The organism is Pseudomonas sp. DTU12.3, assembly GCF_004124275.1.
Classification (GTDB): domain Bacteria; phylum Pseudomonadota; class Gammaproteobacteria; order Pseudomonadales; family Pseudomonadaceae; genus Aquipseudomonas; species Aquipseudomonas helmanticensis.
Window position 1 is genome coordinate 1,528,106 of the sequence record NZ_CP027218.1, and the last position, 14,022, is coordinate 1,542,127.

At 59.8% G+C, this 14,022-nt stretch carries 14 protein-coding genes; 11 read left to right on the plus strand and 3 right to left on the minus strand.

The features are described 5' to 3' along the window. Window positions 1–89 precede the first annotated feature (89 nt). From lysS to C2E19_RS06845, 6 genes are all read left to right on the plus strand, one after another. On the plus strand, window positions 90–1,592 hold the full coding sequence (lysS, locus tag C2E19_RS06820) for a lysine--tRNA ligase (RefSeq protein ID WP_122662230.1): 1,503 nt from the start codon (window positions 90–92) through the stop codon (window positions 1,590–1,592). A gap of 105 nt (window positions 1,593–1,697) precedes the next feature. After that, window positions 1,698–2,411 (plus strand): TetR/AcrR family transcriptional regulator, encoded by a 714-nt coding sequence (locus C2E19_RS06825; protein ID WP_129389687.1) that lies wholly within the window; start codon window positions 1,698–1,700, stop codon window positions 2,409–2,411. A gap of 148 nt (window positions 2,412–2,559) precedes the next feature. Beyond that, entirely contained in the window at window positions 2,560–3,114 is a 555-nt protein-coding gene (locus C2E19_RS06830; RefSeq protein ID WP_129389690.1) for a hypothetical protein, read from the plus strand. A 60-nt stretch (window positions 3,115–3,174) separates the two neighbouring features. Next, window positions 3,175–4,425, plus strand: coding sequence for a flavohemoglobin expression-modulating QEGLA motif protein (locus tag C2E19_RS06835; protein WP_174823963.1), 1,251 nt, complete (start codon window positions 3,175–3,177; stop codon window positions 4,423–4,425). Between the two features lie 151 nt (window positions 4,426–4,576). Beyond that, complete coding sequence (locus C2E19_RS06840) at window positions 4,577–5,482, plus strand: alpha/beta hydrolase (protein ID WP_129389696.1); 906 nt, start codon at window positions 4,577–4,579, stop codon at window positions 5,480–5,482. Further along, window positions 5,479–5,808 carry a hypothetical protein gene (locus C2E19_RS06845; RefSeq protein ID WP_129389699.1) on the plus strand — a complete coding sequence of 110 codons (330 nt, stop codon included), beginning with the start codon at window positions 5,479–5,481 and terminating at the stop codon, window positions 5,806–5,808. Before C2E19_RS06840 ends, C2E19_RS06845 begins: the two co-directional genes overlap by 4 nt. A gap of 279 nt (window positions 5,809–6,087) precedes the next feature. On the opposite strand, the gene C2E19_RS06850 is transcribed toward C2E19_RS06845, so the two are convergent. From C2E19_RS06850 to C2E19_RS06865, 3 genes are all read right to left on the minus strand, one after another. Then, on the minus strand, window positions 6,088–6,876 hold the full coding sequence (locus C2E19_RS06850) for an OmpA family protein (RefSeq protein ID WP_129389702.1): 789 nt from the start codon (window positions 6,874–6,876) through the stop codon (window positions 6,088–6,090). Between the two features lie 54 nt (window positions 6,877–6,930). Further along, window positions 6,931–7,335 (minus strand): DUF4398 domain-containing protein, encoded by a 405-nt coding sequence (locus C2E19_RS06855; protein WP_129389705.1) that lies wholly within the window; start codon window positions 7,333–7,335, stop codon window positions 6,931–6,933. Between the two features lie 377 nt (window positions 7,336–7,712). Continuing rightward, window positions 7,713–8,057, minus strand: coding sequence for a hypothetical protein (locus C2E19_RS06865; protein WP_064120549.1), 345 nt, complete (start codon window positions 8,055–8,057; stop codon window positions 7,713–7,715). Between the two features lie 213 nt (window positions 8,058–8,270). Here C2E19_RS06865 and ppc point away from each other — a divergent pair, with 213 nt between their 5' ends. From ppc to C2E19_RS06890, 5 genes are all read left to right on the plus strand, one after another. Next, window positions 8,271–10,901, plus strand: a complete 2,631-nt coding sequence (ppc, locus tag C2E19_RS06870; protein WP_129389708.1) for a phosphoenolpyruvate carboxylase — start codon at window positions 8,271–8,273, stop codon at window positions 10,899–10,901. Between the two features lie 290 nt (window positions 10,902–11,191). Then, complete coding sequence (gene adk / locus C2E19_RS06875; protein WP_034154864.1) at window positions 11,192–11,842, plus strand: adenylate kinase; 651 nt, start codon at window positions 11,192–11,194, stop codon at window positions 11,840–11,842. Window positions 11,843–11,935: 93 nt separating this feature from the next. Further along, window positions 11,936–12,610: a tRNA (adenosine(37)-N6)-threonylcarbamoyltransferase complex dimerization subunit type 1 TsaB gene (gene tsaB / locus C2E19_RS06880; protein ID WP_129389711.1), complete on the plus strand. Its 675-nt coding sequence runs from the start codon at window positions 11,936–11,938 to the stop codon at window positions 12,608–12,610. Between the two features lie 216 nt (window positions 12,611–12,826). Then, window positions 12,827–13,135, plus strand: coding sequence for a hypothetical protein (locus tag C2E19_RS06885; RefSeq protein ID WP_064393215.1), 309 nt, complete (start codon window positions 12,827–12,829; stop codon window positions 13,133–13,135). Beyond that, window positions 13,135–13,995, plus strand: coding sequence for a DUF72 domain-containing protein (locus C2E19_RS06890; RefSeq protein WP_129389714.1), 861 nt, complete (start codon window positions 13,135–13,137; stop codon window positions 13,993–13,995). The genes C2E19_RS06885 and C2E19_RS06890 overlap by 1 nt, the downstream gene beginning before the upstream one ends. Window positions 13,996–14,022: the final 27 nt, after the last annotated feature.

The following is a 14,022-nucleotide window of genomic DNA, read 5'->3' on the forward strand; positions in this document are numbered from 1 at the left end:
TCAACCCGATCCCTGTAGGAGCCAGCCCTGCTGGCGATCCCCGGGCCGTAAGGTCCGGGGGCAACGAACCTGATGGAATATCTAAAGACATGAGCGACCAACAACTCGACCCGCAAGCCCTGCAACAGGAAGAAAACTCCCTGATCGCCCTGCGCAAGGAAAAGCTGGCTGCCGAGCGCGCCAAGGGCAACGCCTTCCCGAATGACTTCCGCCGCGAAAACTACTGCGAAGATCTGCAGAAGAAATACGCGGACAAGACCAAGGAAGAGCTGGCAGAGGCTGCAATCCCGGTCAAGGTTGCCGGTCGCATCATGCTCAACCGTGGCTCGTTCATGGTGATCCAGGACATGACCGGTCGCATCCAGGTCTACGTCAACCGTAAAACCCTGTCGGAAGACACCCTGGCCGCGGTGAAAACCTGGGACATGGGCGACATCATTGCCGCCGAAGGCACCCTGGCGCGTTCCGGCAAGGGCGACCTGTACGTTGAAATGACCAACGTGCGTCTGCTGACCAAATCGCTGCGTCCGCTACCGGACAAGCACCACGGCCTGACCGACACCGAACAGCGCTACCGTCAGCGTTACGTCGACCTGATCGTCAACGACGAAGTGCGTCAGACCTTCCGCGTGCGTTCGCAAGTGATCGCGCACATCCGCAGCTTCCTGATGAAGCGCGACTTCCTCGAAGTCGAAACGCCGATGCTGCAGACCATTCCTGGCGGCGCTGCGGCCAAGCCGTTCGAAACCCACCACAACGCGCTGGACATGGAAATGTTCCTGCGTATCGCGCCAGAGCTGTATCTGAAGCGTCTGGTGGTTGGTGGTTTTGAAAAGGTTTTCGAGATCAACCGCAACTTCCGTAACGAAGGCGTTTCGACTCGTCACAACCCTGAATTCACCATGTTGGAGTTCTATCAGGCGTACGCCGATTACGAAGACAACATGGACCTGACCGAAGAACTGTTCCGTGAACTGGCGCAGCTTGTGCTGGGGTCTACCGACGTGCCGTACGGCGACAAGGTGTTCCACTTCGGCGAGCCGTTCGTGCGTCTGTCGGTGTTCGACTCGATCCTCAAGTACAACCCTGAGCTGACCGCCGATGATCTGAACGACATCGACAAGGCCCGCGCCATCGCCAAGAAAGCCGGCGCCAAGGTGCTGGGCTTCGAAGGTCTGGGCAAGCTGCAAGTGATGATTTTCGAAGAACTGGTCGAGCACAAGCTGGAACAGCCGCACTTCATTACTCAGTACCCGTTCGAAGTGTCGCCGCTGGCGCGTCGCAACGACGACAACCCGAACGTCACCGACCGCTTCGAATTGTTCATCGGTGGCCGTGAAATCGCCAACGCCTACTCCGAGTTGAACGACGCGGAAGACCAGGCCGAGCGCTTCATGGCGCAGGTGGCCGACAAGGACGCCGGCGACGACGAAGCCATGCACTACGACGCCGACTTCGTGCGTGCGCTGGAGTACGGCATGCCGCCAACGGCCGGTGAAGGCATCGGCATCGACCGTCTGGTGATGTTGCTGACCAACTCGCCGTCGATCCGCGATGTGATCCTGTTCCCGCACATGCGACCGCAAGCGTAAACGTTTCAGTTAAAAAGCCGCCTAAAACAGGCGGCTTTTTATTGCCTGTCTGGTACAAATGTATCAATTGGTTACTTTGGAAATAGCAGAGGAAGTCCTGTCGTGATGGGTGCAATAGCTCAAGAAGGTGCAGCGGGTATCGCCACTGCGGTCGCTGAAAGCGTTCAGTACCAGGGTCGCAAGGCCAGCCGACAGGGCAGTGAGCAGCGTCGCCAGGACATTCTCGACGCGGCAATGCGCATTGTCGTGCGCGAAGGCGTGCGTGCCGTACGTCACCGCGCCGTCGCCGCCGAGGCCGGTGTGCCGCTGTCGGCGACGACCTACTATTTCAAGGATATCGATGACTTGCTCACCGATACCTTCGCGCAATACGTCGAGCGCAGCGCCGAATACATGGCCAAGTTGTGGGTCAACAACGAAGGTCTGCTGCGTGAAATGGTGGTCAGTGGCGACGGCAGCCCGGAGTCGCGCTCGCAACTGGCCGATGACATTGCGCGGCTGATGGCCGATTACGTGCATCGGCAATTGGTTAACCGTCGCGAGCATTTGATGGCCGAGCAGGCGTTCCGTCAGGAAGCGCTGCTCAACCCGCGCCTGGCGATTCTGGTGCGCTCGCATCAGCAGATTCTGTTGCAGGGCACCTGCCAGTTGTTCCAGGTTCTGGGCTCGCGCGAACCGCAGCAGGATGCCAAGGTGTTGACGGCGATTATCGGACGGATGGAATATCAGGGCCTGCTCAACGACGCCGAGCCTTTGGCCGAAGAGGACATGCTCGGCATTCTGACGCGTTACATGCACCTGGTGCTCGCATCGGTGTAACGCAATCGTTGTCCGCCTGACGCCGATCCCAATGTAGGAGCTGCCGCAGGCTGCGATCTTTTGATCTTCTAAAAGATCAGGATCAAAAGATCGCAGCCTGCGGCAGCTCCTACAGGGGAAGGTGTTTCAGGTTCATAGGGAGTATTGAATGAAAGCCTGGCGTGGCGTGCTGATCGCCTTGTCGTTCCTGCTGCTCAGTGGCTGTCTGGTGACCTTCAAGGAGCCGCTGACCGGCAGTGACCCGGCGCCCAAGGGCCTGCTCGGCAAATGGTCGAGCACCAATGCCTGGGGCGAACCGATGAACCTTGAACTGACCCGCATCGGCAACGATCGCTATCAGGCCATCAGCTGGTTCAAGGCCAGGCCTCGCGAGCGCGAAGCCTATCCGTTCACTGTCTCGCGTCATGGCAATCGCTGGTATCTGTCGGCGAAAGTCCCGGCACAGTACGGCGGCCACTACACCATTGCCGGTTTTGAGCTCACCGATAAACACGAACTGGTGGTCTACAACCTCGATCTCGAGCAGATCAATCAGGCGATCAAACAGCAAGCCCTCGACGGTCAGGCGTTCCAGACCGACGATGGCGAGGGCCTGCAAGTCGACAGCAACCTCGACAAGGTCTTTGCTTATCTCGACGATCCGGCCAATTCCGATGTCTTCGTTGAAGCCGTGCGCTATCAACGCCAGGCCCGCGCCCAATAATTCAGTACGTCACGTTTTCTACAGGAGTTTCGGGTGGACGATTACCAGCAGACGATACGCATGTTGTCCGACCGCATTGTGCTGGCGCAGACGCCGATCCGTGTGCTCGACGCGGTCAAGTGGGACGAGAATATCCGCAAGGGTTTCCTCAAGGCCAAAGGCAAGGAAATGCCGGCGGTGGACCGTGACTATTACCTCAATCGGCCGCTGAGTTTCGATTCGAGCAAGGTCAAACTGGAATTCCAGAACATCGAGCGCGACATCACCCGCCAGCTCGGCCAGTTCAACCCGGTCGGGCAGATCATGCGGCGCATGTGCAAGGAATACCGCATGGTGGTGCGCATGCTCGAAGCGCGCGGCACCGAGGATTTCGGCCTGATCTCGCAAGAGCTGTACGGCGCCGCCTCCGATGCGTTCCACGCCGGTGACCCGACCCTTGCCGACCTCGGCCTGATGATGTCCGATTACCTCAACAACATCGACGGCCGTGGCGATCTGAAGGACGAGCCGAAAGTCCTCACCGCCAAAGATGCCGTGCACCTGCTGCAAACCCGTCTGAACAAGGTGTTCGGCGAGGCCGAGGAAACTATCCGCGTGTTCGAGTCCGACGGTATCGTTGCCGACGCGGCGGCGGGCGCCGACTACATCAAGATCCGCACTGACGCGATGTTCAACGATCGCGACGTCCGCGCGCTGGAAGTCCATGAAGGTCTGGTGCACGTTGGCACCACGCTCAACGGTCTGAACCAGCCGATCTGCACCTTCCTCTCCAAAGGCCCGCCGTCGTCGACGGTGACCCAGGAAGGCCTGGCGATCCTCATGGAAATTATCACCTTCGCCTCCTACCCGAGCCGTCTGCGCAAGTTGACCAACCGCACCCGCGCCATTCACATGGTCGAGGAGGGCGCCGACTTCCTGCAGGTGTTCGAATTCTTCCGCGAGCAGGGCTTCGAAATGGCGGAGAGCTACGGCAACGCCAGTCGGGTATTCCGCGGATCGACGCCAACCGGTCTGCCATTTACCAAAGACTTGTCCTATCTCAAGGGCTTTATCATGGTTTACAACTACATTCAGTTGGCCGTGCGTAAGGGCAAGCTTGAGCAGATCCCGTTGTTGTTCTGCGGCAAGACCACGCTGGAAGACATGCGTACCCTGCGCCAGTTGGTGGATGAGGGGCTGGTGGTGGCGCCGAAGTATCTGCCGGAGCAGTTCCGCGATCTGAATGCGTTGTCGGCGTGGATGTGCTTCTCCAACTTCCTCAATCACTTGAGCCTGGACCGGATCGAAGCCGACTACTCCAACATCCTCTAACCCAAACAAAAATCCCCCCTGTGGGAGCGGGCTTGCTCGCGAAGGCGGCGTGTCAGGCAACTGATATTTTGAATGTTCAACCGCATTCGCGAGCAAGCCCGCTCCCACATTTGATTGATGTTGATTCCAATTTTTCGCGAGGTTTCACCGGATGAGAATCCTCGGCATCTTCTGCCTGCTCCTGACCCTCAGCGGTTGCAGCTCTTTGTTGTTCTACCCCGAACCGGGCCAGATCTTCACCCCGGAAAAAGCCAGGCTCGAATACCGCACGGTCACCCTGATCACCGCCGATGGCCTCAAGCTCAACGCCTGGTGGCTACCGGCGAAACCCGGCGTCGAGGTCAAGGGCACCGTCCTGCATCTGCACGGCAACGGCGGCAATCTGCCGATGCACCTCGGTGGCAGTTGGTGGTTGCCGAAAAACGGCTATCAAGTGCTGTTGGTCGACTATCGCGGTTATGGCCTGTCCGAGGGTGAGCCGAGTTTGCCGGCGATCTATCAGGACATCGACGCCGCTTTTGCCTGGCTCGACAAAGCGCCGGAAGTCAAAGGCAAACCGCTGGTGTTGCTCGGCCAGAGCCTCGGCGGTGCGATGGCCGTGCATTGGCTGGTGCAGCATCCAGAGCGGCAGAAACAGCTCAATGCCTTGGTGCTCGACGGCGTGCCCGCCAGTTATCGCAGCGTCGGCCAATACGCCCTCAGTACTTCGTGGCTGACGTGGCCATTCCAGGTGCCGCTGTCGTGGCTGGTGCCGGACGGCGACAGCGCGATCAACTCGATGCCGCAGCTTAACGGCGTGCCGAAGCTGATCTTCCACAGCATCGACGATCCGTTGGTACCGCTTTCCAACGGCATCCGTCTGTATCAAGCTGCGCCGCCACCGCGCGTGCTGCAGTTGACCCGTGGCGGCCATGTGCAGACCTTCGGCGACCCGGTGTGGCGCCAGGTGATGCTGCGTTACCTCGACGATCCCGAGCATTTCAACGGCTTGCGCCGCCTCGGCGAAATCCCCAATTATCCGCCACCCCCGAATTCTGAAGACGAGAATCCGCAATGACTGAAGAACGTAACGCCATCCCGCTGATCATCACCGGTATCTGCAGCATCCTCGGCACCGTCGGGGCGCTGTGGTTCTACGGCTACCTGCACTTCGCCAAACCCGAGGATGCGTTGCTGCTCAACGAATTCACCATGCTCAAGACGGTGCCGGGCGAAGACTACAAAGTCTCGCTCGACCCGGCGCCGCAAGTGGCGCAGTGCATCGATGGCGTGCTGGTGTTGTTCGACACCGAGCAGAAAGGCCTGACCGGCGTGCTGATCAATGCGCAGAAAAAAGCCGTGCGCTGCATGGGCGAAGAAACCCCGCAGAAGCTGCAAGAGTGATTCTGCAGGTTCAGCCCTCACCCTAACCCTCCCGAAACGTCGGACCGCCCAGAGGGAGAGGGGACTGGCCGAGGTGTTCTTTCGCTATCCACCGACGTGAAAGAGAGTGTCGACTATGGATTCGGCATAGCATTTTCAGGTCGACGCAGCTAATGAGCATCCCCCAATCGGCTCCCTCTCCCTCGGGAGAGGGCTGGGGTGAGGGGCTGCGATTTCAGCTCCCACAAAAAAGCCCCGCCGGACTGAGTCAGGCGGGGCTTTTGCGTTACAGCAGGGAGCTTAGTTCGAGCTAACCGCCGAACGTGGCACAACCGGCTGGTTGTCGTTGGAAATGGTCACTTCCACACGGCGGTTCATCGCACGGCCGGACACGCTACCGTTCTCGGCAACCGGGTATTCCTTGCCGTAGCCCTGAGCAACGATGCGCGCTGGATCAACGCCCATTTTCACCAGAGCGGTACGCACGGAATTAGCGCGACGCTCAGACAGCGTCTGGTTGTGGCTGGCAGTACCGGTGCTGTCGGTGTAACCCTCGACGATCACTTTGCGATCCGGGTTTTCCTGAAGGAACTGCGCCAGTTTGTTGATGTTGACCAGACCGCTGGATTTCAGGTCGGCACGGTCGGTGGCGAACAGCACGTCACCGAAGGTCACCAGCGTACCGCGATCGGTCTGCTTGGCGTTCAGGCTGTCCTGCAGCTGTTTGATCTGCTGATCGCGAGCATCCAGACGGGCTTGAGCACGTTGTGCCGAAGCGTTTTTCAGGTTGGCCTCGGCAGTGCGCAGGGCGATGGTCTGTTTGGCCACTTCCACGCGCTGGTTGGTCAGGTAAGCCAATTGGTCAACCTTGGCCGCGTCTTGTTTGTCCAGATAAGCCTTGTCGGCCTTGTCCAGGTAATCACTGGCGTCTTTGGTTTCCAGCGCCGCGACTTTGCTCGCCTGCGGGTTGGCTTGCAGGCCTGAATAGTTGGTGCGCGCCTGTTCCAGGTTCGGGTTAGGCGGGGTGGAGCACGCAGCCAGGGCGACGCTTGCGGCCAGAAGAGCTGGGATCATCAGTTGCTTACGCATAATTTTTCGTCCTTTCTATCGATAAAGTTTCAGCGTTGCGGTCGGGATGCGCGCTTACTGCACGGTGCGCTGACTTTCCTGACGCAGTTCCTGAACACCTTTCTGGGAATCCTTCACAGCCTGTTCGGCTTTCATTGCCTGAGCCTTGCGTTCGGCGACGCGAGCGTCCCATTCGGCTTGCTCGGCGAGGGTGCGCGCTTCGTCATACTTCTTGTCGTGCATGGCGATTTCGGCTTGTTTCAGTTTGTCCTGCGCTTGCTTCATTTCGACCGCCGCGAACTCGGTACCGCCAGCGCTGACCGCACTGTTGACCGCCGATTGGGTCACGGCGTACTGCTCGGTCGGTGGATTACCGGCGCAACCGGCCAACACGAAGCTGGTGCCGATGGCCAGAGCGGCCAGTTTCAGACCGCGCAAGTGCGAGAAAGTGGTTTGGTTTTTCATGGTCTTCAACTCCATTAGGCATCTCCTGAAAACAACTAAATCCATCCTGGTCGAGGAGCCGAAAGCGTCGTGTCCAAGGCGTTTTTGAAACGCTCGTTCCAGGCGTGGTTACAGCTTCCGACCGGAGCCGTTTTTCAAAAGTTCAGAAAAGATGGCCTATCGCCTAAATAATTTTTGACCGAATGGACAAGGCTCTAAAGCGGGAACTTTGGCGGGATGGGGCGGTACGCGCGGGGTTTTTAAAGCTGGAAATCAAGCCGATTTCAAGATGGAAATACAGTCAATGTGGGAGCGGGCTTGCTCGCGAATACGGTGTGTCAGTCACCTTCGATGTCGACTGATCCACCGCATTCGCGAGCAAGCCTGCTCCCACAGTTTTGATCCAGGTTGTGTCAGTGTTTTTGCTTGCCGGCAGCGGCCGAAAGGTCATGCAAATGGCGGCGCGACAACGCGAGGAAACGTGGTGTAGGTCCGACGTCTTCATACAGCGGATCACCTTCCTCATCCGTCGCCACCACGGTCGAACCTTTCACATATGGCAGGCTCGCTTCGAACTCTTCAAGCGCTGCGCCAATCAGTTCGCCGAGCAGTTCTTCGGGATGGCGTTTGGGGTACATCTCGGCAATCGCCGCCAAACGTGCAGCGGCTTCAACGTCCAGATGAATCGTGTAGCCAGTGTCGGTCAGGCGACCCTTGGCGTTTTCTTCCCAATGCTGGGCGAGTTCACGAATTTTCATGATGACCTCATTTCGCGCCTGCTCATGGCAGGCCTGGGTGAGTGTCCGGCAGCGCCGGCGGCAAGCCTTTGTACGGCTTACTGTTGAGACTAGCTTTCGCCCGCAAGGTTTAAAGTCCCTTGGTCGGATGCTTGTAAGAAGCGTCGTAGAGCGGCACTCTCTAGGTCATGCATTTGTTTCTAAGCCGTCCGGATTACTGCTGGGGAATTGCTGATGACCGATATTGATGCACGCTTGCGCGAAGACGTTCACCTGCTCGGAGAGCTGTTGGGCAACACCATTCGAGACCAGTACGGCGAGGCTTTCCTCGACAAGATCGAGCAGATTCGCAAAGGCGCCAAGGCCGATCGCCGTGGCTCGATGGACGCTGAACTGAGCGCCAGCCTCAATCAATTGAGCGAGGACGAATTGCTCCCCGTGGCGCGGGCGTTCAACCAGTTCCTCAACCTGGCGAACATCGCCGAGCAGTATCAGTTGATCCATCGGCGCGAAGAGTCGCAGCCGGCGCCGTTCGAATCGCGCGTGCTGCCTGAGTTGCTCGCGCGTTTGCGCAATGAAGGCCACAGCGCCGAATCGCTAGCCCGGCAACTGGCGCGGCTGGAAATCGAACTGGTGCTGACCGCGCACCCGACCGAAGTCGCACGCCGCACGCTGATCCAGAAGTACGACGCGATCGCCGGGCAACTCGCAGCCCAGGATCATCGCGACCTGACCAGCGCCGAACGCGAACAGATTCAAAACACCCTGCAACGCTTGATCGCTGAAGCCTGGCACACCGAAGAAATCCGCCGCACGCGACCGACGCCGGTCGATGAAGCCAAATGGGGTTTTGCGGTGATCGAGCATTCGCTGTGGCAGGCGATCCCCCACCATATGCGCAAGGCCGATCAGGCGCTGTTCGCCGCCACTGGCCTGCGGTTGCCGCTGGAAGCTGCGCCGATCCGTTTCGCCTCATGGATGGGCGGCGACCGTGACGGCAACCCCAATGTCACCGCTGCGGTGACCCGCGAAGTGTTGCTGCTGGCGCGCTGGATGGCCGCTGATTTGTACCTGCGCGATGTCGATCATCTGGCTGCCGAGCTGTCGATGCAGCAGGCCAGCGATGCCTTGAAAGCCAAGGCGGGAGACAGCGCCGAACCGTATCGCGCGGTGCTCAAACAATTGCGCGAACGCCTGCGGGCGACGCGCAACTGGGCGCATGCCGCATTGACTGCGCCGACGCCGGCGCCTGCCGATGTGCTGCACAACAACCGTGATCTGCTCGACCCGCTGGAGCTGTGTTTCAACTCGCTGCACGAGTGCGGCATGGGCGTGATCGCCGACGGCCCGCTGCTCGATTGCCTGCGTCGCGCGGTGACGTTCGGCTTGTTCCTCGTGCGTCTCGACGTGCGCCAGGATTCGTCACGACACAGCTCGGCGATGACCGAAATCACCGATTATCTCGGCCTCGGTCGCTATGAAGATTGGGACGAAGAACAGCGCATCGCCTTCCTGACCCGTGAGCTGAACAATCGTCGGCCACTGCTGCCGGCGCACTTCAAGCCGTCGGCCGATACCGCCGAAGTGCTCAATACCTGCAAGGAAATCGCCGCTGCACCGGGTGCGTCGCTCGGCTCCTATGTGATCTCCATGGCCGGCGCTGCTTCCGACGTACTCGCCGTGCAACTGCTGCTCAAAGAGTCTGGCGTGTTGCGGCCGATGCGCGTGGTGCCGTTGTTCGAAACCCTCGCCGACCTCGACAACGCCGGGCCGGTGATGGAGCGGTTGTTGCTGCTGCCGGGCTATCGCGCACGCCTGCAAGGCCCGCAGGAAGTGATGATCGGCTATTCCGACTCGGCCAAGGACGCCGGCACCACCGCAGCGGCCTGGGCGCAATATCGCGCGCAGGAACGGCTGGTGGAAATCTGCCGTGAGCAACAAGTTGAACTGCTGCTGTTCCACGGTCGTGGCGGCACGGTCGGCCGTGGCGGTGGCCCGGCGCACGCGGCGATTCTGTCGCAGCCACCGGGCTCGGTAGCCGGGCGCTTCCGCACCACTGAACAGGGAGAAATGATTCGCTTCAAATTCGGCCTGCCGGACATCGCCGAGCAAAACCTCAATCTGTATCTCGCTGCCGTGCTGGAAGCGACGTTGCTGCCGCCGCCACCACCGACGCCGGAATGGCGGCACCTGATGGACGAATTGGCCGCCGACGGTGTCAGCGCTTACCGCCAGGTGGTGCGGGAAAACCCGCAGTTCGTCGAGTACTTCCGTCAGTCCACGCCGGAGCAGGAATTGGGCCGTTTGCCGCTCGGCAGTCGTCCGGCCAAACGTCGCGCCGGCGGCATCGAAAGCCTGCGGGCGATCCCGTGGATCTTCGGCTGGACGCAAACGCGGTTGATGCTGCCGGCGTGGCTGGGTTGGGAATCGGCGTTGAGCAAAGCGCTGGAGCGCGGCGAAGGCGAGTTGCTCGGGCAGATGCGCGAGCAATGGCCGTTCTTCCGTACGCGCATCGACATGCTCGAAATGGTCCTGGCCAAGGCTGACGCGGACATCGCGTTGTCCTACGACGAGCGTCTGGTCGAGCCGGATCTGCTGCCGTTGGGCGCGCAGTTACGCGACCTATTGTCGCAGGCGTGCGCGGTGGTGCTTGGTCTGACTGGCCAGTCGCAGTTGCTGGCACATAGCCCGGACACCCTCGAATTCATCCGTCTGCGCAACACTTACCTCGACCCGCTACATCTATTGCAAGCCGAACTGTTGGCCCGTTCACGGCAGCAGAATGTCGAGCAGGGCAGCCCGGTGGAACAGGCGTTGCTGGTGTCTGTGGCGGGGATCGCCGCCGGTCTGCGCAATACCGGCTAAGGTTTTTCACGGGACGCAAGGCACCTTGGGGATACCTCGAGTGCCGCATTGCGTGCAGAGGGAAAGTGCCGGCAGGCGACAGTTAATGATGGGGTTGCGACTTGGCTCACCGGATCGCGAGGTCGCGGCAGGCAGCGGTTTCTCCGACTTTTGGCGTCTTGTGTGGGCGCAGCCTGCTGTGTATCTTGATCAGCCTTTGGCCGTTTGTGCGGCCACGACCCGTATTTTTAAGATTGGCCCCAAGAGGCGAATCCTGTTGTTTTCTATATAAAAAATTGAGGAGCACATCGATGCGCGTCATTCTGCTGGGAGCTCCCGGGGCCGGTAAAGGTACTCAGGCAAAGTTCATCACCGAGAAATTCGGCATTCCGCAAATCTCCACCGGCGACATGCTGCGTGCCGCGGTCAAGGCCGGCACGCCGCTAGGCGTTCAAGCCAAGAGCATCATGGATGCCGGCGGCTTGGTGTCGGATGACCTGATCATCGCACTGGTGCAGGATCGCATCGCTCAGCCAGACTGCGCCAACGGCTTCCTGTTCGACGGCTTCCCGCGCACCATTCCGCAGGCTGAAGCACTGGTGACTGCCGGCGTTGAGCTGGATGCAGTGGTTGAAATCGCCGTTGAAGATGAAGAAATCGTGCAACGCATCGCCGGTCGTCGTGTTCACGAAGCCAGCGGCCGCGTTTACCACATCGTCTACAACCCGCCGAAAATCGCGGGCAAAGACGACATCACCGGCGAAGAGCTGGTACAGCGCAAGGACGACACCGAAGAAACCGTGCGTCATCGCCTGTCGGTTTACCACTCGCAGACCAAGCCGCTGGTGGAGTTCTATCAGAACCTGTCGGCGAAAAACGCGGGCAAGCCGAAGTACAGCCACATCCCAGGCGTTGGTTCGGTTGATGCAATCACCGCCAAGGTGCTCGCAGCGCTGAGCTGAAAAGTCTGAATCGCAGCATCATCCACGGCCCGCTTGCGGGCCGTAGTTGTTTATACTGACGCACTTTTTCCCACCCCTGTTTTGGAAACATCGATGAGCACCTTGCTGGCCCTGGACACCGCGACTGAAGCTTGCTCCGTTGCCTTGCTGCATGACGGCAAGGTCACGAGCCATTACGAGGTGATCCCGCGCCTGCACGCGCAGAAGCTGCTGCCGATGATCCAGCAACTGCTGGCCGATGCCGGCACCACGTTGCAGGCGGTCGATGCGATCGCCTTCGGTCGTGGGCCAGGCGCGTTTACCGGTGTGCGAATCGCCATTGGCGTGGTGCAAGGGTTGGCGTTCGCGCTGGAGCGTCCGGTGCTGCCGGTGTCCAATCTTGCGGTGCTGGCGCAGCGTGCCTTTCGTGAACACGGCGTGAGCCAGGTCGCGGCGGCCATCGATGCGCGGATGGATGAAGTCTATTGGGGCTGCTACCGCGAGACGGCGGGGGAGATGCGCCTGGTCGGTGCCGAAGCGGTGTTGCCTCCGGAAGTCGCCGCGTTGCCGGCCGATGCCAGCGGCGAATGGTTCGGTGCCGGCACCGGTTGGGGGTATGCCGAGCGCATTGCCGTCAATCTTAGCGGCTCGGATGCCGGCATGCTGCCCCACGCCGAAGACTTGCTGACTCTGGCGCGCTTCGCCTGGGAACGCGGCGAGTCGATCCCGGCGGACGATGCGCAACCGGTTTACCTGCGCGATAAGGTCGCCACCCCCAAAGCCCGTTGAGCCTTTAAAAGATCGCAGCCTGCGGCAGCTCCTGCACAGGTACGCATGTAGGAGCTGCCGCAGGCTGCGATCTTTTGATTTTCAAAACGCCAATCGTCAGTTTCCAGCCTCAGGTTTTAAACCTTTTGCGCTTTATGTGTTCTAGTTATCACTCGGCAGTTTGCTAAGTCGGCCCGGTGCCGCTAAATTGCCATCATCGATACCGAGCATGAAATTATGCGTATAGACGGCCTTTCCTCTCAGTCCTACCCCATCAAGCGCAAGCCTCGCAAAGGCAATGCGGCGCTGGATGAATCCGTCGACGATATCGATGGCGAGCTGGAATTCCCGACTGAAGAGCAAATGGCCGCCCGCGCTGCCAAAGCCTCCGCACAACGCCTGGCCAATCTGCCTGCCCGTCAGCAAGACATGATCTATCACCGTGCGATGAAGAAGAGCGTAGCCATGGCCCTCGCCAGCTACCTCAGCACCGCGGGTTTTGTCGATTGGGATGCAGACGTGCTGGGCCTCGACCTGTACATCTGATGGCGCTGCCTTACTACCTCGGTTGTCCGTCCTGGAGCGAAAACGCTTGGCGCGATTATCTGTACCCGGTAGACGCCAAGACTTCTGACTTCCTCGGTCTCTATTCTCAAGTGTTCAACGCAGTGGAAGGCAACACGACCTTCTACGCCAGCCCGTCGCCCGCCACTGTGCAGCGTTGGGCCGAGATCATGCCGGTGCACTTTCGCTTCACCGCCAAATTTCCCGGCGACATCAGCCATGGCGGCGACTTGCGTGAACAACTGACCGCTGCCGAAACCTTCCTGCAATTACTCAAACCGCTCGGCGAGCGTGTCTCGCCGCTGTGGCTGCAATTGTCGAAAAGCTTCACGCCGCAGCGTCTGCCGGAACTGGCGGCGTTCATTGATGCGCTGGATTGCCCGTTGGCCGTTGAAGTCCGTCATGAGCAATTCTTCGCCAAGGGTGAAAGCGAGCGATTGCTCAATCGTCTGCTGCTCGATCGTGGCGTCGAACGCATTTGTCTTGATCCCCGGGCGCTGTTCAGTTGCCTGTCGACCGAGTCTTCGGTGATCCACGCGCAATCGAAAAAGCCCCGTGTGCCGACACGTCCGGCGGCCTTCACCCAGTTCCCGCAAGTGCGTTTCATCGGCCATCCCGAGCTTGAAGCCAACGACACGTTCCTCGTGCCATGGGTGGCGAAAATCGCCGAGTGGATCGAAGAGGGGCGCACGCCGTACATCTTCCTGCACACCGCCGACAACCTCATGGCAGCGAAGCTGGCGCAACGTTTTCATGCACAACTGATGCAACGTTTGCCTGGCTTGCCGGCGCTGCCTGAGCTATACAGAGAACCCGCCGCGGAGCAACTTGGCCTGCTCTGAAGCGGATTTTTTTCCTGCCCAGGAGCC

Excerpts from the sequence above, each read along its gene's own strand:
- lysS (WP_122662230.1), top strand. The coding sequence starts at position 90 with ATGAGCGACCAACAACTCGACCCGCAAGCCCTGCAACAGGAAGAAAAC.
- C2E19_RS06825 (WP_129389687.1), top strand. The coding sequence starts at position 1,698 with ATGGGTGCAATAGCTCAAGAAGGTGCAGCGGGTATCGCCACTGCGGTC.
- C2E19_RS06830 (WP_129389690.1), top strand. The coding sequence starts at position 2,560 with ATGAAAGCCTGGCGTGGCGTGCTGATCGCCTTGTCGTTCCTGCTGCTC.
- C2E19_RS06835 (WP_174823963.1), top strand. The coding sequence starts at position 3,175 with ATGTTGTCCGACCGCATTGTGCTGGCGCAGACGCCGATCCGTGTGCTC.
- C2E19_RS06840 (WP_129389696.1), top strand. The coding sequence starts at position 4,577 with ATGAGAATCCTCGGCATCTTCTGCCTGCTCCTGACCCTCAGCGGTTGC.
- C2E19_RS06845 (WP_129389699.1), top strand. The coding sequence starts at position 5,479 with ATGACTGAAGAACGTAACGCCATCCCGCTGATCATCACCGGTATCTGC.
- C2E19_RS06850 (WP_129389702.1), bottom strand. The coding sequence starts at position 6,876 with ATGCGTAAGCAACTGATGATCCCAGCTCTTCTGGCCGCAAGCGTCGCC.
- C2E19_RS06855 (WP_129389705.1), bottom strand. The coding sequence starts at position 7,335 with ATGGAGTTGAAGACCATGAAAAACCAAACCACTTTCTCGCACTTGCGC.
- C2E19_RS06865 (WP_064120549.1), bottom strand. The coding sequence starts at position 8,057 with ATGAAAATTCGTGAACTCGCCCAGCATTGGGAAGAAAACGCCAAGGGT.
- ppc (WP_129389708.1), top strand. The coding sequence starts at position 8,271 with ATGACCGATATTGATGCACGCTTGCGCGAAGACGTTCACCTGCTCGGA.
- adk (WP_034154864.1), top strand. The coding sequence starts at position 11,192 with ATGCGCGTCATTCTGCTGGGAGCTCCCGGGGCCGGTAAAGGTACTCAG.
- tsaB (WP_129389711.1), top strand. The coding sequence starts at position 11,936 with ATGAGCACCTTGCTGGCCCTGGACACCGCGACTGAAGCTTGCTCCGTT.
- C2E19_RS06885 (WP_064393215.1), top strand. The coding sequence starts at position 12,827 with ATGCGTATAGACGGCCTTTCCTCTCAGTCCTACCCCATCAAGCGCAAG.
- C2E19_RS06890 (WP_129389714.1), top strand. The coding sequence starts at position 13,135 with ATGGCGCTGCCTTACTACCTCGGTTGTCCGTCCTGGAGCGAAAACGCT.